Genomic DNA, 23,665 nt, shown 5'->3' with positions numbered 1-23,665 from the left:
TTTATTCAGTGCTTATTTATTCGGAAATAATTCCTACCCCGCCACTTTAATTTGGTACTTCGCGATGATCGGAGATTCTTCATCTCTTAGAAAGTAAGCTACATCGTTGTCGTCGATATGCAGCAACCGTCCCATATCAGGGTTCATATCATCAAACTCCATGGTATGTAATAACTTACCTTCTTCTGAATACAGATCGAGGGAAGATTTAAACTTAGTATCTGGTTTTTTGCCATTGGCTCGAAGGCGCATCTCTTCGTTCGGATCGTCCACATTGGTAGGCCACTGAGCTTGTACCAATAGATGCCCAGAGCGTAAAAGTGCTTTTGGTCTAACGCCTCCAAATGTACCCATCATAGAACCTCGTTCACTTTTAAAGAATCCAGGAGGGGTGATGGTATCTAAATCACGCTTTACCACTTTGGTTAAAGTACCTTCACGTGTGTAATAGCTGAGGTTGTACTCTGAAAGATGACCCGATATAAAGGAACCATCTTCTAGTATCAGAATTTCAGCGGAGCCATTCATACCTTCAAGCACCTCTATGTCGCTGGAGGCCTGATTAACTTCAACCGTTGAGTTCAATTGAATGCTGTCAGGATGTAGCTCTGCATACACTAAATTAAGTCCAAGAGCGCCCCATCTAACAGTAGAAAGCACAAGTTCTTTGTCTGAAATAGATGCTGTAAAACTTGGGAAGGTAATATCATCAGTTACATTAAGGCTATTCACAAAGGTGCCATCGAGGTTAAAGCGATCTATTCGACTTCCACTTATATTGCTGACATAAATTTGTCCTTTATGATAAATGGTTGATAGAACAAATTCGAAGTCACCCGGCCCCCGACCTTTTTGCCCTTTCGCAAAACGAAGATTCCCTTCCGAATCAAAAGAAATGAGTTTATTGATTTGGCCATCTACAAAGTAAATGTTTCCCTCACTATCTGTTGTCAGTTCATAGATGCGGGTAGCTATCTCATCTTCATTCAACTCTAAATTGAGCTCACCAACCGGTTCAAACGTTATAGGTGCATTCTCTGAAGTAACATCTATTAAATAAGTTGGGTTTTCGATAATTGGGATATCGGTTGAAGTATCTGAATCCGATCCACAGCTTATAACGAATAGCGCCAGCGTTAGTGTAGTAATTAATTTCATTGGGGGGTGTTCTGGTTTGATTTGATTTGAAAGGAGACGACTCGAAAATAGAATCCGTTTCATAATTTCAAAAAATAATTCAAGCGATCTAGGTTGGGTTGTATCCAAAAAATTAGTAGTGGTTTTTGATAATAGCTAAATAAATAATACACTTCATAGTAAGTTCAATTAATTAAGCTTCTTGGATACTAAAATAATTACACATCATACTGTTTTAGTTTATTTAGGTATTTCGATGCTCATCGTGTTAACCGTATTTAGTTGCACTAAGCGCGAAAAGGATACCGTTCCCAAAGATCTACTTAAGCGACAAGCATCGGTGGTTAATCATTTCACTATTGGACTAGAAGATCAAGGAGAGGAGTACCAATTAGGAAGTCCGATTGGGGTACGAACGGATAGCGATTTGAATATTTACATCGCAGATAAAGCATCTAAGTCCATCAAGGTATTCGATAGTACAGGAACATATATTCGAGAGTTTGGAGGACGTGGAAGAGGTCCGGGCGAGTTTCTGGATATGAATACTTTTGAAATTACCCCAGAAGAAGACTTCTTTGTTTTAGATAGAGGGAGATGGAGATATACTTTTGTAGATAATCAGGGTGAACAAATTAGTAGCGAGTCTTTTTCATTTGAGCCAATGGGTAATTTTTTCCCTCATGATGTAGACTTTTATGAGGATAAAACCATTGGGTTGAATGTGAGTGCCACCAATGAAGTGGAGTTATTTCCCATTTTTGAAAGGCCATTATTTCATATTTATGACAGGAATTTATCAAAGAAGGATACCTCTTTTTTTAAGTTTAAAGAGCTTCAAGAGATAGAGATTAACAGGTTTACTTTCGTCATGTTTATTGGAAGGCAGGGGAGTTTTGTAGTCAATAAAGCGAAAGATCGGTTTTACTATTCTCCCTATCTGTATCATCGAAACTTATATGTATTTAAAAAGGATAGGGAGCAATGGAAGTTAGATGGAGTTAGAAAACTGACAGATTTTGGTCTTAAAAGTTTTACCAAAACCACCGTTCAAGAAAATAAAGATCTAAGAAGTAAGAATGTCTCAGGTCTTGTAGTTATGAGATTTGGTTTTCCCGAACCGCATATAGGCCGAGTAAATACCTTCGATATGGGTTTGTATGAGTTATCGGATGGACGTCTCATTTCGTTTGTGGGGAAATGGAGAGATGATTTATCAAAGGAAAGAGATCATGAGTTTGTAATAGATATCTATGCCCAAACTTATGATACAGAATCAAAGGAAGTGAGATTTTTAGGACTGGTACAATCGGTAGAAGCAGATATGAATCATTTTAAACCACTCATCAATTGGAAAGATAATGAAGATAATTTTTACCTGTTGGATAACACCAGAATTAGTATTCCATCGGTAACCAAGTTTAGTATTGAGGGATTGTAAGTGAATAGATTAACGATTAGTGGGTTATTTGCAGTACTTATCGTTCTAAGTTGTTCAAAGAAAGATAAAAGTTCTGTTCCGGTAGATTTATTCAACCAAAAAGCGCCCGTGGTTAATCATTTCACTATTGGACTAGAAGACCAAGGAGAGGAATATCAATTAGGAAGTCCGATTGGGGTAAGAACGGACAGTGAGTTGAACATCTACATTGCAGATCGATCTTGGATGACCATTAAGGTATACGATAGCACCGGTGTATTTATTCGAGAGTTTGGAGGTAGAGGAAGAGGTCCTGGAGAATTTGGTGAGATAAACACCTTTGAGATAACCCCAGAAGAAGATTTCTTTATTTTAGACCGAGGACGAAGAAGTTATACGTATGTAACTAAGCAAGGTGAGCTAGTACATAGGCAACAGTACAAATTTAATGAAATGGGTATGTATCTACCTGACGATGTAGATTTTTATGATGATAAGCTCATCGGCCTATATAGAACCTCAACGAATAATATTGAAGGGAATCCCCTTTTTAACAGAAAATACTTCCATCTTTCTGATCGAAACATTACAAAAAAGGATACTTCCTTTTTTACATTTCCAGATTTAAATGATTTAGAGCAAACAAGGCTTAATTGGATAGTATTTACCAGGTTTGCGGGTTCTTTTACTCTTAATTCTTCTAGAGACAGATTTTATTATTCCCCCATAATCTATAACCGGAACCTTTATGTATTCAAGCGAGCAGGGAATGCTTGGGAGGTAAAGGAGGTCATTAAACTGACTGATTTTGGTATCGAGAGTATAGTGGAAAACACTAAACAACAACATGATTTATATATTGAAAGAAAAGTCCCTGGTCTTACTACTACTATGTTTGGAGGCTTTCCCGAAGCTCATCGAGGGAGAGTAAATACCTTCGATATGGGTTTGTATGAGTTATCGGATGGACGTCTCATTTCCTTTGTGGGGAAATGGAGGGATGATTTAGAAAAAGAAGGTCCCCATGAAGAGGTGATTGATATCTATGCACAGACCTTAAATCTAGAGACTAGGGAAGTTACCTTTTTAGGTTTGGTGCAATCAGTAGAAGAAGACTACTTACCAAATAAACCGCTTATTAACTGGGTAGATGCAGAGGATAACTTCTATCTCTTGAATAAAACGAGCATTGGCATTCCATCAGTAACCAAGTTTAGTATTGAGGGATTGTAAGTGAAAAGATTAACGATTAGTTGGGTATTTGCAGTACTAATAGTTCTTAGTTGCTCAAAAAGTGAAGAGATTCAGGTTCCAGTAGATTTGTTCAACCAAAAAGCTCCAGTGGTTAATCATTTCACTATTGGACTAGAAGATCAAGGAGAGGAGTACCAGTTAGGAAGACCCATTGGGGTACGAACAGATAGTGAGTTGAATATCTACATAGCAGATCGTGCATCCATGACCATCAAGGTGTTTGATAGTACAGGAGTATATATTCGAGAATTTGGGGGTAGAGGAAGAGGTCCGGGAGAATTTGGAGATATAAACACTTTTGAGATAACCCCTGAAGAAGACTTCTTTGTTTTAGACCGTGGTCGTATGAGTTATACGTATGTAACTAAGCAAGGTGAGCTTGTACACAGGCAACGGTATAAATTCAATGATATGGGCATGTATTTGCCTGACGATGTAGATTTTTATGACGACAAGCTCATCGGCTTATACAGAACTTCAACAAATAACATTGAAGGGAACCCATTATTTAATAGAAAATACTTCCATCTATCTGATCGAAACATTACAAAAAAGGATACCTCTTTTTTTACATTTCCAGACTTACAAGATATTGAACAAAATAGATTTAATTGGATCGTTTTTACTGGATTAGCAGGTTCTTTTACCCTTAATTCTTCTAAAGACAGATTTTACTATTCCCCCATTATCTATAACCGAAACCTTTATGTATTCAAGCGAGCAGGGGAAGCCTGGGAGGTGGAAGAAATTATTAAACTGACAGATTTTGGGATTGAGAGTACTGTCTTAAACACCAAAGAAGAAAATGATCTGTACCTTGAAAACGGAGTGCCAGGATTAAAGTCAATAATGTTTGGAGGCTTTCCCGAAGCTCATCGAGGAAGAGTAAATACCTTTGATATGGGATTGTATCAGTTATCGGATGGACGGCTCATTACGTTTGTGGGGAAATGGAGGGATGATTTAGAAAAAGAAGGTCCCCATGAAGAAATAATCGATATTTATGCGCAGACCTTAAATCTAGAGACTAGGGAAGTTACCTTTTTAGGTTTGGTGCAATCAGTAGAAGAAGACTACTTACCAAATAAACCCCTTATTAACTGGGTAGATGCAGAGGATAACTTCTATCTGTTGAATAAAACGAGCATTGGCATCCCATCGGTAACCAAGTTTAGTATTGAGGGGTTGTAAAGAGCTTTCAAAATTTAAATTGAGACAAATCAGGGATTCGAGTCGTCTAAGCCAAAACTATTCGTAGTATTGGCTTTTTCTTTTTGGAAATAAAACAATACTATTCAAGCTAAGTATTAATAATTATTCCATTTGCTTCTTAGAAAACCAATAGCTTCTATCATTTTAGTGTTGGCCGTCCTCATTTTTGGAGGTATTACTTTATCGCGGCTATCTATCGAATTATTACCAGATGTGAGTGCACCTACACTACTGGTAACCACCGAGTATAAAGGGGCCCCAGCCGCCGATGTAGAATACCGTGTGAACGAACCTTTGGAAGGGGTACTGAGTTCGGTTCGAGGAGTACGAAGTACTAAAGGGATTGCACGCCAAGGCCAAAGTTTAATCTTCCTTCAATTTGATTGGGGCACAGATATGGATTTAGCCTTTCTTGATGTACGAGAGAAGCTCGATCAAGCAAGGCAACGGCTGCCACAAAATGCAGAACGTCCACAGTTGGTGTACTCATCCGCTTCCGATGAGCCCATCGCTACCATCGCGCTTACCTTAAATAAGGTACAGGAACCCACTTTCGATGACCGCTTAGCGATCAAAAGATGGGCCGAGCAAGTATTTACGCGTCGGCTAGAGCAACAAGATGGTATTGCTCAAGCGCTCTTAGTAGGTGAAGTAGAGCCCGAAGTTCAAATCAGCTACAAACCAAAGTTATTAGATCGATACGGAATCACTTTATCTGAAGTGAATAGGGTAATCACGGATGCCAATCTCTTTTCCTCCAGTGGTATTCTTCGGGATGGCTACTATAGCTACTCTCTGAAGATTCAGAGTCGCATTAACACCATCAAAGACATTGAAGAGCTGCCAGTACGTTCTTTAGCCAGTGGTCGTGTTCTATTACTTCGTGAACTTGCCGACGTTCGTATCGTTGAATCAGACCCAACTAGTTTTGCCCTCTTAGATAATAAAGTAGTACTGAATGTATTGGTAAAGAAAGATTATGGGGCGAACACGGTTACGGTTTTTGAAACGCTCACTGAAACGATCAATCAGGTTCGTGAACAGAACCCTGAAGTTAGTATAGAGGTTATCCGTGAAGATGCTTCATACATAGAAAATTCCATCTCCAATTTATTACAAACACTCATTATTGGTGGCGTTTTGGCATTCATCGTTCTGTTCCTCTTTTTGGACGATGTTCGGAGCCCGTTCACTATTGGGATATCCATTCCGGTAAGTATTTTTCTCACCTTTGTAGTGATGTATTTATTCGATATTCAATTGAATATCATTTCCTTGAGTGGGCTTACATTGGGCATTGGTTTATTACTGGATAACGCCATTGTGGTGTTGGAGAACATCAGTCGATATCGCAAAAAAGGATTAGATAAATTTGAAGCGGCAGCTGTAGGTACCAAAGAAATTGCACTTGCAGTAACGGCTTCTACCTGTACCACCATATCGGTATTTTTGCCCCTTATCTTTTTAGGTGGCTTTGAAGGGGCTTTCTTTAGAGATCTAGCCGCTACCTTATCCATTAGTTTGCTTTCTTCTTTACTAGTTGCTTTGGTAATACTACCCGTATTCGTGGCTCAATTTAGTGGTAAGGGCAGTTCATCTTTACTTTCGAAAATATCAGCTGGGCTTGATGTGATCATTGATCGCTATGAACGTAGTCTCTTAGTAAGCATGCGGCGACCTTTAATCCCAATTATACTTACGGTCTTGCTAGCATCGGGAGCTACCCTATTGTTTCTGAATGTTGAAAAAGCTTCGCTGCCAGAAAGTAAACCAGAACGGGTAGATTATTTGGTTACTATGCCCGGGAATACGGCCATTCAGTCGGCGAAAGAATCCGCTATGCTCATCACAAATTTCATCAAAGCGGAAATAGAATCGAATAACATCTTAGCCATTGGTGGCTATACCGATAATAGCAGTCTTAATTCTATTCAAGACGAGGGCTTAAACAAATTTAAAGTAACCGTGCCGGTATCGGGGTGGCAAGAGGCGGATCGGGTGCATCAAGTGTTGAAAGCACTTCAGCGTACTTATTTGGAATGGAGTTTTACGGAGCAAGCCGATTCTCGAATCACAAGTACCTCTGGGGCAGTTGAGGCTCCCGTTCAATTTAGTATCATTGGCACCGATCGAAATTTTAGTAAGCGTGTAGGGCAACGGTTACAAGAGGAAATGAGGAAATCTTTTGAGGGACTTCAATTCACAGAAAAATACCCCCAAACTATTCGGGCTTATCAAGTGCGGCTGAAACCCAATCAATTGCTGTTGTTTGATCTATCGGAACAAGAAATTGTTCGTTACTTGGAATCTTTAACCCGTGGAATTTGGGTAACAGATTGGAATCGTCAAGATGAGCAAGTAGCCATACGTTTAGTGGGCGATGCCGAGGTCGGGTCTAATCCTGCGGATATGAAGCTAAATATCAAAGATAAAGTGATTCCACTTTCTACCGTTGCCGACATCTTTGTGGTAGAGGAATCGGAACAGCTCGAACGCTCTAATCAATCAGCTATTCTTACTTATAACACCAGTTTCAGCTTTGTGGATTGGTGGTGGCGTTCCGATGAAATAAAAGAGGAAGTGAATTCTTTTATGCAGCGCTCTGGCTATGAAGTAAAAATTGATGGATCGGCACCTAAACTCGTTCAACTTCTCCTAGAATTAGCGATGCTATTGGGTATCAGTGTGTTGCTCATTTATCTGATACTAGCCATACAGTACGAAAACTTGAAGTACCCCTTCATCATTATACTAGCTATACCTTTTGCATGGATAGGTTCCATTTTCGCCTTATGGTTGGGAGGCGTTAGTTTAAATGCGCTGTCGTTTATGGGTATTCTAATTCTGACCGGTATTGCCGTAAACGATTCCATTCTTAAAGTCGATTTTATGCGCCGTTATTATGAAGAAACGGGCAACTTAGATGAGGCGATTCGCGAAGCGGGTAAAAATAGATTTCGCCCTGTGGTAATGACCAGTTTAACCACCATCTTAGGCTTGATACCGATGTTAATTCCATTTGGAGATGGCTATGTATTGCGGAAGTCGTTAGCCATAGCACTCATGGGAGGAATGGTTACCAGTACACTCCTTACACTGTATTTAATACCTATGGTATTCAAATGGGTAGAAGGTCGGAAACAAAGAAAATCGGAGTTAAAATCTCCAATCAATAACTAAAGCATTGTTGTTATGTGCACTACGAAATTCAATATCAAAAAGTACCCCATGCTAAAAACAATGATGGTACTGATGCTTGCCTCAACAATGGCATGTATATCTGATACCTCGGATGAAAAGAAAGAAGCTTCAGAGGATATAGAAATTAAACCAGAGGTGGTATTTAGCATTGTTGATAGCGAACCGCTTCAATTTTTTATTGAAAGTAGAGGGGTGGTGGAACCCATTCAAAAAACGGTGATTAGTCCACGAACCTCGGGCTATGTAGAAGAACATCAACTTATTCCCGGGCAAAGAGTTAATAAAGGGCAGGTAATCCTTCAATTAGACCAAGAGGAAGCTAAATTAGCGGTGAAGGAAGCATATAATAATTACCTGAAGTTTAAGAGCGAGTATGAAGTAACGGCTCGGAGTCAGCGTTCTTTTGAGGGTGAAGTAAATGAAGAGCTCACCAAGATAAATACAGGATTTGCCAATGCCGAAGTGAGTTATGAGAAAGCGAAACTGAATTTAAAGTACACCACCATCACGGCACCTTTTGACGGGACCATTTCTATACAAGAAGTAATTTCGAACGGGGCATTTCTTGGTGCGGGCAAAGAACTTGGAACGCTTACCAATACCAAAAAGGTGCGCATTCGTTTTGATGTATTAGAGTCAGAAATAGCGCAGCTGGAAACAGGAATGAAGGTAGATTTAACGGCTCCTTCAGGCGCAGAGTATCAAGGTTCTATCGTTGGGATATCTCCTGAAATTGACATAGAGTCGAAAACCGGGCAAGCGATCGTTGAAGTAAATAATGCTGATGGTGCCCTTAAAACAGGGATGACCATGGAGGGACGTATGTACGTGAGAAGCGTGGAAGGTAAAGTTCGTATTCCTAGATCAAGTTTATTAGAACGAGATGGGAGAACCCTCATCTTCAGGCTAAAAGGGGATGAAGCCGAATGGGTGTATGTAGAACCTGTGGCTATGAATACGGAGTATGTAATCATCAATCATGAAGACATCGAAGCAGGCGACACCCTAGCCATTGATAAGCATTTTAGTATTTCGCATCAGCAGAAGATTGTGCCATTGATGTATAATTAAACTCCTGCATGAAGGAACTCCTACAAAGAAAATATCTCGTTTCCTTCTTTTACCTCATGGTGTGTATTGTGGGGCTTTCGGCGTGGTATGCCATCCCCGTAGAGAACGCTCCTGAACTAAATTTACCCTCCATAACGGTTAATTATAACTGGGGGAATATGGCTCCTGAAATAGTGGAGCAAGAAATTACTCGCAAAGTAGAAGGAGCCGTTAATAACCTTCGAGATGTGAAAGAGGTTCGATCAAGAACTCAATCTGGTCGATCTTCAGTTACGGTTACTTTTAGTAATGGAGCCCCGGTCGAGTTTAGGTCATTGGAGCTCAGGGAATACCTCACAGCCATTGAGCAAAATTTACCCGTGAGTGTATCGCAAGGTACGATATCACGGCAGATACCTGAAGAACTCGAAGACCAACAAGCATTCATCGATTACACCCTAAGTGGTGACTTCCCATCACGGAAGCTTTTGGAATATGCTCGCCAAAGTATCCGCGCCAAACTTTTGGGTATAGATGGGCTTTCTGATATAGAACTTACTGGGGTGGATGATCCAGCTCTAGTGATTGAATATGATCGGAAAAAGCTCGAAAAATATGGACTGTCGGCACTTTCAATAAGTTCACAAGTTCGAGAGCGTATGAGGTGGCGTACTTCTGGGTATATGGATAATGGCAAGCTGAGATATAGTCTTGTATTACCCCCTGATTTCTTGAATACCACTCAAGTGGAGCAGATGAAAATTGCATTACCTCATTCGATGCGATCTTTGAAATTGTCGGAGATTGCTACGGTGAAAGTGCAGGATTATGAATCTAAATCCATTCGTCGAATAAATGGGAGTCCTGCCTTATTAATATCCTTTAAAAAGGAATCGGGCGCCGATGCCATGAGCCTAGCAAAAATAGTACTGGCTAGGATGAGTGAGATTGAAGAGAACCTGCCCGAAGGCATGGAGTTTCGATTGCAGAAGGATACCACAGAAGACTTAAGAGCGCAGTTCGATGAACTAGCCAATCAAGCTATTTTTAGTGGATTTCTAGTGTTTTTAGTGGTGTTACTGTTTATTCGAAAGCTCCGCGCTCCCGTGGTGATTGTAGGTAGCGTGATCTTTTCTGTGCTCATGAGTATCACCATATTATTCCTATTCGAGTACACCTTAAATGTGATCACCTTGGCAGGCCTTACCATCGCCTTAGGGATGCTTATTGATAATGCGGTGGTGGTATTCGAGCAAATCAATCCAGGCTTACCCAAGCTCCGTTCGGATCGCATTAATCATATTCGCGATCATATCTCCAAAGCCGTAGTGCCCGTGTTAGGAAGTACTTTCACAACGGTGGGTATATTCATTCCACTGCTCTTCGCTATGGATGAAATACGAATATTCTTGGTGCCACTAGCCGTCGCATTAACCATTACTTTGTTAAGCTCAGTAGTGATTGCTTTCACATGGATTCCCTACTCGTTAATTTGGTTAACTCCCATCAGCCAAAAACAACAAATACAAAAGAAAGGCAGTCGTTTTGATGCCTATAAACGAGTAGTCCTAAAGACTATACTACTTCGAAATAAACTACGATGGGTGTTTGCTGTAGCACTTATTTTGGTGTTGGGAATTCCATTTTTCGCCATTGAAACGCCCGAAGATTGGGAAGACACAAAGTGGCCTAAATTTACCCAAGTGTATTTTGATAACCGCTCCGAGATAGATCCATGGATTGGGGGCTTAAGTTATAAGTTCGTAAACGAGACCTATTTTGGTAGCCCTTGGCGTAGACGAACCGGGGAATTGGTTACCGTTCGTATAAGTAGTCCACAGGGTACACCTCTTTCTGAAATAGATAAGATTGTAAAGAACTTCGAAGCTATAGCTGAGCCTTACTCGCATATATTCAATTATTACGAGGCCAACTTATCGGAATATAGTGGCGCGAGTATGGTGTTTGATATCAAAGAGGAATATTTAACCACCAGTGAACCCTATGAGTTTTTTGGGCAAACTTTGTACTTAGGGGCCCGAACAGGAAATGTGACCACGAGTGTGTATGGCTTTAATGATGGGAATACCTTTGGGATGGGAGGGGGTTCGTCGAATCATCGTATCTCCATAACCGGTTTTTCCTATGAAGAACTGTACGATTTGGCCAAAGACATTCAACGCAGGCTGGAGAAGAATCGAAGAGTCAGAAATGTAGATGTTAATAAAAGTGGATGGTGGAGCCGAGATGATTACTACATTTACCGATTAGATTTAGACGAGCATAAACTAGCGGCGGCGAACCTTAATAAAAGAGAAATTCTAAATGCACTGATAACGGATATCAATCCAGAGAATAGTTTAGGGAAGGTAGAGTTTGAAGGGCAGGAGATGTATTTGATTTCAAGGGGAAATGATGGGCGCATGTATGAAGAAGATGTGATGGAGCCTATGAGAGTTACACGCAACGGTAACTTTGATCTGGAGAGTTATGGTAGCATTGTGAAGGAAAAAGCTCTAACCGACATCCGTCGTGAAAACCAATCCTACCAAAGAACCATTGGTTTTGATTTTCTGGGCAATTACAGGATGGCGAATAAATACATTGAAGAAACTTTAGAGCAAGTCCCAGTGCCTGTTGGTGCGAAAATCGAATACGGAAGTGGGTTTTTTAGCTTTGGTAATGCAGAGCGTAATCAAAATTTATGGATGGTGGCATTGTTGAGTTTGCTGAGTGTATGGATGATCGTATCGGCGCTTTTGGAAAGCTGGACGGGTCCTATGTTTGTTATACTTACCATACCCTTTAGTGCCATTGGTATCATGTTGGGAAGCTTGAGTAATGATTTAAGTTTTGATAAGGGCGCGATTTCTGGGGCGCTATTGTGTATTGGGGTAGTGGTGAATAACGCCATACTTTTTATTCACCAAGCACATATTGAACGGGATAAAGGTATTCGTGGACTTCGTTGCTGGTATCGCGTATTCCGCCAGAAAATGAGGCCTGTGCTTATTACTACCACCACTACGGTAGTTGGGTTGATGCCGATGGTTCTGTACGGTACCGACGATTTCTGGCAAAGTTTAGCCGTGGTGGTTATTTGGGGACTGTTGTTCAGTACGGCACTGTTATTTGTGTTTTCTGGATTGTGGGACCGAAAGGTGGTTCGATTCAAGAAGGTGGCATAAAAAAAGGCTTCCCCCAGAAGGAAGAAGCCGATTGCTAACAATTTGTAATAGCTTAGTGGCGATTATACCAACTTAAGACCTATTCGTCCTCGCTCTAAATCAAGGGTAATAATCTCCACTTTGATGATATCGCCTACGCCAATTACATCATGAGGGTCTTCGATTTTACGGTTCGAAGTACTCATGTTAGAAATATGAAGTAAGCCATCTTGTTTCACGCCAATATCCACAAAAGCGCCGAAGTCGACTACATTACGAACAGTGCCTTCAAGCGATTGCCCTTCTTTTAGATCTTCCATTTTTACTACATCTTGACGCAGTATAGGTGCTTGAAGGGATTCACGAGGGTCACGCCCAGGCTTTTGAAGGTTCTCAATAATGAGTTCTAAAGTAGGTTCACCTACGCCAATCTGCTGTGCTACTTCACTAGTGTTGATGTTCGAGAATGCAGATGCGATTTTATCTTTTTGGTTAGCTAAATCTTCTACATCAATGCCGAATAGATTGCACAGTTTTTCAGTGGCTTCATAACTCTCAGGGTGAATAGCGGTGTTATCTAGTGGATTTGGGGATTCTGGAATACGCATGAATCCTGCAGCTTGCTGGAATCTGAATTCACCTACACCCTCAATTTCTTTGATCTGCTCACGATTCGTGAATATCCCTGTACTTTCACGGCGCTTTACAATGCTTTCCGCTACTCGTTTACTCAAACCAGAGATGTGAGTGAGAAGGGGAGCGCTAGCGGTATTCAAGTTTACACCCACTTCGTTTACACAGCTTTCTACAACATCATCAAGCTTTGAAGCTAATTGTACTTGGTTTACATCATGTTGATAGAGTCCAACCCCAATCGACTTAGGATCTATTTTCACGAGTTCCGCAAGAGGATCTTGCACACGTCGAGCAATGGAGATGTTACCACGTTGAGCGGCATCCAGTTCTGGGAACTCATCTCTCGCTACTTTTGATGCCGAATAAACCGATGCACCCGCTTCATTTACGATGATGTACTTTACATCTGCGCCACTTTTCTGAATGAAATCAGCCACAAACTGTTCAGCTTCACGGCTTGCCGTACCATTACCAATGGCGATAAGCTCTACCTTATGACGCTGAATCATAGCTCCCATAATCGCTTCTGCTTCGGCTACTTTCTTCTGAGGCGGAGTTGGGTAAATGGTTGTGCCTTCAAGGTATTTTCCTGTTCCATCTACAACGGCAATTTTGCAACCTGTACGGTAAGCAGGGTCTAAACCTAATACCACTTTCTTAGCCAATGGAGGTTGCATCAACAAGTTAGACAGGTTGGTAGCAAAAGTTTCGATGGCATGCTCATCAGCACGGTCGGTGAGGGCATTGCGTAATTCACGTTCAAGCGACGGGAATAATAGTCGTTTGAAAGCTTCTTCAACAGCATCCTGCAGCTTTTCAGTAAAGATGCTCATGTCGTTGGTAATCACTAAGTCATCAATGGTTTCTAGCGTTCGTTCTTCCCAAACTTCAGTATGAAAAAATAATACATTCTCGCGCTCGCCACGGTTAATGGCTAAAATCTGATAGGGTTTCAGCTTACTCGCTTTGTAAGAAAACTCATAGTAGTCTTCGAAGTTGGTGCGCTCTTTAACCGTTGGGTTCTTCTTAGTTTTGATATTCGCATGATTTAAGAATATATCTCTGAGCTTCTCACGCACTTCTAAACTCTCGTTAATCCATTCCGCAACAATATCCGTTGCTCCGGCCCAAGCTTCGTCAATAGTGGTTACTTCAAGCTCTTCGTTGAGGTACTCCTTTGCATATTCATCCGCATCTCCTGAAGTGATTTCTTGCTTCCAAATCAATTCAGCTAATGGCTCTAACCCTTTTTCTTTGGCTTTGTCGCCACGCGTTTTGCGCTTCTGCTTGTAAGGTAGATAGATGTCTTCCAATACCGTTAAGTCGGAGCAGGCCTTAATCTGTTCTTCGAGTTCAGGAGTAAGTTTCTCTTGATCTTTGATCGACTTAAGGATGGTTTCTTTGCGAGCAGCTAACGTTTTCTGAAACTCAAGGGCATCACGAACATCACGTAATTGTTCTTCATCCAGTCCACCAGTTGCTTCTTTTCGGTATCGAGCAAGGAATGGAATCGTAGCGCCTTCTTCTAAAAAACCAGCTACTGTACCAACTTGTTTTACTGAGATTTTAAGATCCTCAGAAATTCGCTCTAAAATGTGGGTATTGGTCATCTATAATGATATTTTTGCATTCAATCTTAATGGGCCAATAATACAGACTCCTCAAACAGATAAACAAACTAAATGGATATAAATTCGCTGAAAGAAGCTGCTATTGAAATTGCTAGGATAGGAGGGGCGCATACCCTGAACTATTTTAAGAAGGATTTTAAAGTAATTAGCAAAGCCGACGATTCGCCAGTAACCATTGCCGATAGAGAAACTGAACAGTTGATGAGGCAAGAAATCTTAAAACGATTTCCAGACCATGGTATTATAGGTGAAGAGTTTGAAGCAGTGAAAAGTGAGAGTCGCGTTCAATGGGTGTTAGATCCTATTGACGGTACGAAGTCGTTTATCTACGGAGTTCCATTCTATACTACCTTGATCGGTATTATGATTGATAACGAACCTCAAGTGGGTATCATCTATGCCCCAGCTCTGGATGAGTTATGTGCTGCGGCTATTGGTTATGGTGCTACCTTTAATGGGAAGCATTGCAAAGTAAACGATACTTCAACACTGGATGAATCGTTGCTATTGGTAACTGAAATAAACCGATTTAACGCAATGGGTATGCAACCAATGTTTCAGGAACTTATGGATGAAACTCGCATTCACCGTACATGGGGCGATGCCTATGGACACATGATGGTGGCTATTGGTCGCGCTGAAATTATGATTGACCCGGAACTAAACCTATGGGACGCTGCCGCTCTGTTACCTGTTGTGAAAGAATCAGGTGGTGTATTTGCTGATTTAAATGGCAAAGAAACCATTCATAGTGGCAACGGTTATTCAACGAACAAATCACTATATCCTAAAGTACAAGAAATTATCGACGCTCATTTATCATGACTAGTAATTCAATCGTAAAACTATTTTCTCTTTTCATACTTACCCTCACTTTAGTTCAGGATTGCGATGTGCTATCGGATTTTGATTATGAGGTTCAACCAAATCTTCCCTACAGTTTTAATCACCTCGATTTAGATCTCACCCTTTCACCGGATGACCAAACGGTAAAAGGCGTGGCTACTTATACCTTGAACGCTAAAGTGCCGAATCAAACAGAACTGATTCTATATGCCTCAGAAGTGGAGATCGATGGGGTGACATTTGACGGTGCAGAAGTAGAGCATAGGGTATCGGGTGATTCCCTGATTATTACAACAGCGGAAGCTATCACCACAACATCGGAACAGGCACTAGCGGTTACATTTCAATCCCGCCCAGCGTATGGCACTCATCTCGATCGCCATCAAACGTTTTGGTCGAATATGAATCCTAAAGCGCTACGTTCATGGTTGCCGGTTTATGATCACCCTCGTGTAGAGTTAACTGTTGATGCGGCCTTTACTATTCCTGCAGATCAAGACGTGATTTTTAATGGCCAGATGACCAACGAAGATGTAGTGTCAACCGATCAAAAAGAAGTGCGTTGGCAAGTTGATACTGCGATTCCCGTTACAGGATTAGGTTTTGCTGTGGGATCATTCAGTACTACAGAAGCACAATCGGGCGTACATAAAGTTCGAGTTTATAAGCAGGCTCAAGTTGATGCCGATGTAGATGCGCTACTAGCTCAAGCTATTAGTGAGAAGAAAGCCGTTGAGAGTGCATTGACATTTGAGTACCCGTGGGAAGCTTTAAATATTGTGGTATTGGAAGACACTTATTGGGATGAAGTAACCGAGGGAGCCGGATTAGTATTTGTATCGGCACTACGAGGTAATATGGAAGCCCAGCTACAGCGTGGAATTGCAGGACAGTGGTTTGGGCAGTATCACCGAATGGAACTATTCCAAGATCGAATTGAAGGGATGGAGTTGGTTAAAGTAGCTTTGAATAGAGCCATGAACCAGGATGCGGTAGGGCTTACCAACCCTGATAGTGTTACTTCACTACTCGCTTATGAATTATATAATTATGACTACGAAAGTATTGATGAGTATTACCGTGAAGTTATTGAGCAGTCGTTATCTACTCTAATTAGTACAGAAAAAGGAGTAGTTACTTTTGATACCTACGCATCCTACTGGTACGATAAAACGGGTTTGAACTGGCAGGGTTTAGGTTTAGGAGATCAAGCACCGGATCAGTTAGATAGTTTGACAGCAGAAGCCGATGAGTTAGCGGATTATGGAATCAGTTTAGAAATGGATGAAGTAAACGGGAAAGCGATCGTGTACTTCGAACATATTGATAGCAATGCCGAAACATTGCATGCTGTAAATATGAACATCTATACTTTCGACGATACTACTTCCAAAGAAATCACTTTTACAGGTGAATTGGATACGGTTGTGGTAGATGTCCCACTCAGTTTAGAATACATCACCTTTGATACACAAGGTACAGATCTTGATAAGGTTGAATTTGGTCGATTCCCAGTGATGATGCTTTTAAGTCAGCTTAGAAGTAATGAAGTAGCAGACCGACGTTTAGCGGCTAGTTTACTAAGCTACCATACTGAAAACCCTGACCTTCAACTAGCGATTCAAGATGCGTTAGATCGTGAGGAAAACGAGGAAGTAATAGCAGCTTTACTTGAAACTTTAGGCGAATTCACCGCAGGCGCAACAGGTACCGAGCAACAGTTCGTGAATGAATTGAATAATGAGTCTGAAGCCATTCAACTAGCTTCAATTAAGGCATTAGCCAACTATGTAGATGATGAAAGTGTTCCATATTCCTTACAGTCTAAAGTAGTAAGAGCACAAAATGAGACCGTTTTTGAAGCAGCTAAAAAGAGTCTACTTGCCGTGGCCGATTTAGACCTGAAACTGAGTACGGTTTCTCAGTTAATTCGAACGGATACAACAGGAGCAAGAAGTATAGCCATGCTAGAAGTTGTTCTTGCCCAAGATACCACTGGTCAAGCCATAGAATTAACAGAGCAGCTGATGGGCAATGAATTCATATCAACGGTACGCTTACAAGCATTAGATCTTCTTCTTGAGTTTCAAACGGATGCAAGCTACTGGGCTGAAATGTTAGTTGAGCTATCAAATGATAGAGACCCAAGAATCCGATATCGAGCTCTTAATGCTACGCGATATTTATCGGAAGGGGATAAGGCACCTGTGTTGGAAGCATTACGGATGCGAGAATCCGATCCGAGGGTGAGAGCGGGAATAAACTCCTCTTTAGAGTATTAACATCAAAGCCTTCTGTTTCAGAAGGCTTTTTTTGTATCCATAAATGCCATGCGCAACATTCAATCGTTGAATTCGTGAACCTTACGTTTTTGAATTTAAATTGAATATCCATGAAGAAGTTTTCGCTACTAGCTATTCTAAGCCTTTGGCTTGTTTCCCTTTCCGCCCAATCGCCTACCTTTAACAAAGCAAAATTAGATCAATATTTAGACGTGCTTGAAAAGCATAATAAATTCAGCGGGGCCGTTGTTTTAAGGCATGCTGACGAGGTGGTTTATGAGCGTTACGTTGGGAAAAGATCTTTAAAAAAAGAGTATGCTGAAATCAACGCCGATACCAAATTCCGTGTAGGTTCGATTACTAAAACCCTTACTGCCGCTATCATATTTCAGCTCATAGAAGAAGGGAAGCTATCCCTAGATTCAACCATAGACACCTACCTCCCAAATGTGGTAAATGCGGATAAAATCACCATTCAACAACTGCTGTCGCACAGTAGTGGTATTCATAATCTTACCGCCGATGATAGTTTTCGCAAGATTATGGAGAATCCTCATACACGTGAAGAATTGGAAGGGTTAATCAATGAGATGGGGGCCGATTTCGAACCTGGAGCAAGGCAATCATATTCAAATAGCGGTTATATCGCGTTAGGTTTAATACTGGAAGAAGTGACAGGCAAGGATTACTCAGAACTGATTGAAGAGAGAATCATTGAACCCTTGGGCTTGATGAATACCGAGTATGGAGATAAGATTGAGCCTGAAAAAAATGAGGCCGTCCCACTAGTGATTAAAAAGGATAAATGGACCAAGTTCGAAGCTGAAACGAATATGTCTATTCCTTTTGCTGCAGGTGCTTTAGTGAGTACAGCTAGAGATCTCACTAAGTTTTATTCAGCTTTACTGAATGGTGAAATCGTTTCATCGGAATCGGTTGAAAAAATGAAATTATCCATAGGTGGGCCTTATGCACATGGATTATTTCAGTTTCCATTTTATGATAGAATCGCTTTTGGGCACAATGGTGGCATAGATAGCTTCAGTGCTTCAGCAGCTTATTTTGAAGAGGATGATTTGGCACTGTCTTATACTTCCAATGGAGTGAATACCAATCCTAATAATATTCTGATTGGGGTTCTGAGTATTTACTTCGGTAAAGATTTTGAGATTCCCGAGTACGATATCAAGCCTATTAAGCTTAGTAAAGATGTGCTTGCTAAGTATGCTGGAATCTACTCAAGTGCACAATTACCCTTTGATTTAACCATGACTGTGGAAGATGGAAAATTAATGGGGGTGGCAACGGGGCAATCTAAAATTGAGCTGAGTCCGCTTAGCGAAGTAAAATTTGTATATGTACCCGCAGAGCTAGTCATTGAATTCAATACCATAGATGATCAAGTAGATTATACCACCTTCATACTGAAGCAAGGTGGCGGAGAGTTCACCTTTAAAAGAAAGTAACAAGATAGAGCATTAACCAAACCAAATAGTCATGAAGAAAAAAGCCATACTGGGTACACTAACACTGGTACTCGTAGTACTTACACTAAATTTCGTGAAGATTCATCACGAAGAAACTATGATCAAAGAAACCTTATTAGAAGGTTATGTTCATGGGGCATTTAATGAGCTGAATCCTGAAGCAATGCAATCTACTTTCCATGAAGATTTTGCCATCTTCTCTCCTGGAAAAGAGGGGGCTATTAGCCGATACCCTATCAATATTTGGGTGGAAAACACCAAGAAGCAAAAGAGTAATCCAAACTTTGATGCCTCTAAAAACAAGTGGGACCATAAATTTAAGGCGGTAAAAGTAGCAGGCCATGCAGCAATGGTAGAACTAGAGTTGCATAAAGATGGGAATCACGTTTTTACGGATTACTTATCGCTACTCAAATTCGAGGATGAATGGAAAGTGGTAGCTAAGGTGTATCATCGCCACCAGTAAATTCTAATCTTTCTAAGGGAACTAATATGAAACGAGTTCCCTTTTGTGTTCTCTTGCCTAAAGCAAGTATCCCAATAACTGATTGATAATAGCGTATTTCACGCGTAACTGAACTGGGAAATTTTACAAGGGAACTATATGACAATACGGGAAGTCACCCATCTTAGAATGATGCAACAAAGGGTAGTAGGTAGTGATATATCGAATCCCAAATTAATGTTAGAATGGATGGGAGCGCTACAAGCACAAGACTTCTCCATGTCGAAATGGGCACTTGGTTGCAGACTACCTGGGCTGAAGGAAACAGATATAGAAGAGTCCTTCAATAAAGGTGAATGTTTGCGAACCCATGCAATCCGACCTACTTGGCACTTACTTAGCCCAGATAATATTAAGTGGTTGCTGAAGTATTCTGCTCCCCATATTCGCAATTCACTTAAAAGCCGATATCAAAAGTTAGGGCTTACGGATAAAATATTTCATAAAGCGAGTTCAATTATAGTTAATGAACTTGTAGAGAAGAAAATTTGCCTTCGCCGTGAACTTATAGATTTATTGGAAGCACAGGGTATTGATACCTCAATGAATAAGGCTTCCTATATACTAATGGATATTGAACTCAAAGGACTAATTTGCAGTGGACCGCTGAGTAATAAGAAACAGACCTACACCTTACTTGCTAGCCTCGAATGTCAAGAATTTTTGTATTCAGATGATAACAGTGATGCTGAAATTGCTAAAAAATATTTTACAAGTCGAGGCCCTGCTACCGTAAAAGACTTCGCATGGTGGAGTGGCTTACCACAACGGAAGGCTAAAGCTGTAGTAGAGAAAATTACCCCAGAGTTGGATTCATATATAGTCAACGGGCAAGAGTATTGGATAGCAAAAACGAAGGTTGAAACCTCCTACGTTGATCAACAAGCCTTTTTGTTGCCCGCTTTTGATGAAATGGTAGTAGCCTACAAAGATCGAAGTGCTATCATTGATGCAGAGTATTTGCCTCGCGCAGTTTCCCGCAATGGTATAATTTGGCCCATCGTACTTCTAAATGGACAAGCCGCAGGTACATGGAAACGAACCATTCGCAAGCAAGAGGTTATGATTGAGGTCAGCAGTTTTTGGGGGCTTAGCTACTCAGAACGAAACCAAATCGAAGAAGCCGCTCACCAATTTGCTAGCTTCATCGATAAAACTCCGAGAGTCTATTTCTTATAATCTATTACTTCTCGTATTCGATTTTGGCATCATTCACCAATTGAACTAAATGATCGATATTCGATTTTTGAGTACTATAATTGGTGATACAAGCTCGAACCTTTAGTGTGCCTTGAACTGGATAGGTTGAAACCCATGCCAATCCAGATTTTACCACTTTAGATGTGATATAAGTAGCAAACTCAGAGTCATTTGCATACTCAGGGTGCGTGAAACAGATTACAGGTAAGGCACTTTGATTAGTGATAGCCCATCCATTCTTAGTCAATGAAGTTCTTAGGTATTCACCCATGTCTGTTTGGTGATTGATGACTTCCTCATATCCATCCCACCCAAAAAATAGTAGAGAGAGGTAGACCCTTAAACCCAGAGAACGCCTCGACCACTGCACGGAATGGTTGAATGGATCCACGATTTGGAGCCCACCAGCATCTTTTGGCATATAGTTATTTGAAGTGCTAAAGGTCTCACTTAAGATGTTTGGATGTTGTGTGAGAAACATGCTTGTCCCCATAGGTACCGACATCCATTTATGAGCATCCATAGTGATCGAATCAGAATGCTCAATGCCTTTTAATAAGGGTTTCAATCGGTTGGAAATAATTGCGCTTCCACCATAGGCACCGTCTACATGGAACCATAGATTGTACTGTTTGGCTATGGAATGAATTGCGCTTAGATTGTCGATGGCTCCCGTTCCCGTAGTTCCTGCAGTGCCTACAACCATAAAGGGTTGATGCCCAGCATCTAAGTCTTCCTGAATTAATTGTGAAAGAGCTTCAGTATCCATGGTCAGATTGGATTGAACGGCAACATTTCGAACAGAATCCGAACCCAAACCAACCATACGGGTTGCTTTAACTATAGAGTGATGCGATTCATGTGAACAGTAGACCAGGGGACGCTTATTTAAGCCCATAAGTCCATTGACGGCATAATCGGGGTGTGTATGCTTCAATGCACAAAGTACGGCTGTTAAATTAGCTTCTGCGCCTCCTGTAGCGAACACACCATCAGCATTCGCTGAGGGGTAACCGAAGCGTTGCCCAAATTCTTTTATAAGAAAAGACTCCACTTCAGCAGCAAAAGGGGAGTGGCTCCATGCTGCAAGTTGAGGGTTGAAATATGCCGTGATGATATCAGAGAGTATCCCCGCAAAATTAGCTCGAGGATTGTATAACCCGAAATAATCTGGATGTGGAGTGTGAACACTGAAAGTTTTTAATTTTTCAACCAGTGTGTTCGTGGCTTCTAGTTCTGAACCAGATGATTCAAACAGTTCTCGCACTTCCGTTTGAATTTGCTCGATATCAAGCGGTGGTGATACACGGAGCGCATCGGTATCAGCGTAATAGCTTTCTAGTTTCCCTAATAAGAGCCCTAATAGTTCCTCACGTTTCTGAGGTGTTAAATCAAATGATGTCACAATGCTTCTTTTATAGATTTAACCATTACATCAACACCCTTTTCAATTTCTTGGGTGCTAATTGTTAAAGGGGGAAGGATGCGCAATACATTTCCACCAGCGGCATTACACAACACTTTATGGGCGAACATCTTCTCAACTACTGGACGAGCTTCACCTTTAAGTTCCACGCCAATCATCAAGCCTAAACCGCGAACATCTACGACTGTATCAAGAGCTGCCGTTTGTGCTTTAATTAACTCCATCATGTATGCTCCTTTTTCATGAGCTTCATCTACTATGTTTTCTTCCTCCATGGTTTGAAAAGTAGCAAGCCCAACAGCACATGCAAATGGGTTGCCTCCAAAAGTAGTACCATGGTTTCCAAATTGAAGGGCGCTAGCAATTTCTTCTTTAGCCATCATAGCGCCAATGGGAATACCACTAGCTAAGGCCTTTGCGGATGCCACGATATCGGGTTTGATACCAAAATGCTGATAGGCCCAAAACTTACCCGTTCTTCCAACTCCGGTTTGGACTTCGTCGATAATGAGTAACACATTATGCTGTTCACAAAGCTCAACAACGCCATCTATAAAACTTTGAGTAACAACATGAACGCCACTGTTTCCTTGAATAATTTCAAATGTGATGGCAAGAGTTTGGTCATTTACCTTAGCTCGCAAGGCTTCCAGGTCATTAAAGGGTGATTGCTCGAAACCTGAAGGCAAGGGCTCAAATCCTTGTTGATACGTTTCTTTACTCATGGTAATAGTTGTGACACTACGCCCATGAAACCCATTACTAAGGGAAATAATCGGTCCCGTTTTCCCATTCTGATTCCCCCATTTCCGAGCCAATTTTACACATGCTTCCATGGCTTCAACACCACTATTACAAAGGAATGCTCTATCTAAGCCTGTAGACTGAACAAGCTTCTGAGCAAACTCACTTTGGGCTTCTGTATAATAGAAATTGGATAAATGGAGCATTTTATCCGCTTGAGCTTTAATAGCAGCAACAATTTTTGGGTGACAATGCCCTAAGTTGTTTACAGCAATACCGGCTAATAAATCGAGATATTCATTACCGTCAACATCCCACATTTTAGCCCCTTTACCATGGCTCATGGTTACGGGGTAGCGGTTGTAAACTTGAAGGTGGTTTTCTTTCTCTAATAGTTGTGCGTTACTCATATAGGATCGGCTGGGAGTTTTAAAAAGGCTAAGATATAGAGTTCCAATTGTATTATG

Annotated in this window: 15 protein-coding genes; 11 read left to right on the top strand and 4 right to left on the bottom strand. The window is 41.0% G+C overall.

The genetic code is table 11. From position 1 onward, the window contains the following. Window positions 1-33: 33 nt before the first annotated feature. On the bottom strand, window positions 34-1,158 hold the full coding sequence (locus tag B155_RS0107370; protein WP_018127616.1) for an NHL repeat-containing protein: 1,125 nt from the start codon (window positions 1,156-1,158) through the stop codon (window positions 34-36). A gap of 181 nt (window positions 1,159-1,339) precedes the next feature. Here B155_RS0107370 and B155_RS0107365 point away from each other — a divergent pair, with 181 nt between their 5' ends. The 6 genes from B155_RS0107365 to B155_RS0107340 all read left to right on the top strand — a co-directional run bounded on the left by B155_RS0107365 (window position 1,340) and on the right by B155_RS0107340 (window position 12,462). Then, complete coding sequence (locus B155_RS0107365; RefSeq protein WP_240386264.1) at window positions 1,340-2,578, top strand: 6-bladed beta-propeller; 1,239 nt, start codon at window positions 1,340-1,342, stop codon at window positions 2,576-2,578. Next, window positions 2,579-3,790 (top strand): 6-bladed beta-propeller, encoded by a 1,212-nt coding sequence (locus B155_RS0107360; protein WP_018127614.1) that lies wholly within the window; start codon window positions 2,579-2,581, stop codon window positions 3,788-3,790. Further along, window positions 3,791-5,002: a 6-bladed beta-propeller gene (locus B155_RS0107355; protein WP_018127613.1), complete on the top strand. Its 1,212-nt coding sequence runs from the start codon at window positions 3,791-3,793 to the stop codon at window positions 5,000-5,002. A gap of 132 nt (window positions 5,003-5,134) precedes the next feature. After that, a complete protein-coding gene (locus B155_RS0107350; RefSeq protein WP_018127612.1) occupies window positions 5,135-8,203 on the top strand; it encodes an efflux RND transporter permease subunit in 3,069 nt (1,022 codons plus the stop codon). Between the two features lie 12 nt (window positions 8,204-8,215). Then, window positions 8,216-9,295, top strand: coding sequence for an efflux RND transporter periplasmic adaptor subunit (locus tag B155_RS0107345; RefSeq protein ID WP_157464801.1), 1,080 nt, complete (start codon window positions 8,216-8,218; stop codon window positions 9,293-9,295). A gap of 8 nt (window positions 9,296-9,303) precedes the next feature. Beyond that, entirely contained in the window at window positions 9,304-12,462 is a 3,159-nt protein-coding gene (locus tag B155_RS0107340; protein ID WP_040368341.1) for an efflux RND transporter permease subunit, read from the top strand. Window positions 12,463-12,524: 62 nt separating this feature from the next. Here the strand turns inward: B155_RS0107340 and B155_RS0107335 are convergent, their stop codons facing one another. Further along, the gene (locus tag B155_RS0107335) at window positions 12,525-14,687 is read right to left on the bottom strand and encodes a Tex family protein (protein ID WP_018127609.1); all 2,163 of its coding nucleotides are present in this window, start codon (window positions 14,685-14,687) and stop codon (window positions 12,525-12,527) included. Window positions 14,688-14,759: 72 nt separating this feature from the next. Here B155_RS0107335 and B155_RS0107330 point away from each other — a divergent pair, with 72 nt between their 5' ends. From B155_RS0107330 to B155_RS13130, 5 genes are all read left to right on the top strand, one after another. Next, a complete protein-coding gene (locus tag B155_RS0107330; protein WP_018127608.1) occupies window positions 14,760-15,533 on the top strand; it encodes an inositol monophosphatase family protein in 774 nt (257 codons plus the stop codon). Then, window positions 15,530-17,836, top strand: coding sequence for a hypothetical protein (locus tag B155_RS0107325; RefSeq protein WP_018127607.1), 2,307 nt, complete (start codon window positions 15,530-15,532; stop codon window positions 17,834-17,836). Before B155_RS0107330 ends, B155_RS0107325 begins: the two co-directional genes overlap by 4 nt. A gap of 110 nt (window positions 17,837-17,946) precedes the next feature. Continuing rightward, window positions 17,947-19,302, top strand: coding sequence for a serine hydrolase domain-containing protein (locus tag B155_RS0107320; RefSeq protein ID WP_018127606.1), 1,356 nt, complete (start codon window positions 17,947-17,949; stop codon window positions 19,300-19,302). A 31-nt stretch (window positions 19,303-19,333) separates the two neighbouring features. Continuing rightward, window positions 19,334-19,789, top strand: coding sequence for a nuclear transport factor 2 family protein (locus B155_RS0107315; RefSeq protein ID WP_018127605.1), 456 nt, complete (start codon window positions 19,334-19,336; stop codon window positions 19,787-19,789). Between the two features lie 138 nt (window positions 19,790-19,927). Then, on the top strand, window positions 19,928-21,007 hold the full coding sequence (locus B155_RS13130) for a winged helix DNA-binding domain-containing protein (protein ID WP_018127604.1): 1,080 nt from the start codon (window positions 19,928-19,930) through the stop codon (window positions 21,005-21,007). Between the two features lie 4 nt (window positions 21,008-21,011). Here the strand turns inward: B155_RS13130 and B155_RS0107305 are convergent, their stop codons facing one another. Further along, window positions 21,012-22,433 (bottom strand): pyridoxal phosphate-dependent decarboxylase family protein, encoded by a 1,422-nt coding sequence (locus B155_RS0107305; protein ID WP_018127603.1) that lies wholly within the window; start codon window positions 22,431-22,433, stop codon window positions 21,012-21,014. Then, window positions 22,430-23,608: an aspartate aminotransferase family protein gene (locus B155_RS0107300; RefSeq protein WP_018127602.1), complete on the bottom strand. Its 1,179-nt coding sequence runs from the start codon at window positions 23,606-23,608 to the stop codon at window positions 22,430-22,432. Before B155_RS0107300 ends, B155_RS0107305 begins: the two co-directional genes overlap by 4 nt. Between the last annotated feature and the right edge of the window lie 57 nt (window positions 23,609-23,665).

This window comes from Balneola vulgaris DSM 17893, from assembly GCF_000375465.1.
Lineage (GTDB): Bacteria > Bacteroidota > Rhodothermia > Balneolales > Balneolaceae > Balneola > Balneola vulgaris.
This window is presented reverse-complemented; position numbering and strand designations above follow the sequence as displayed.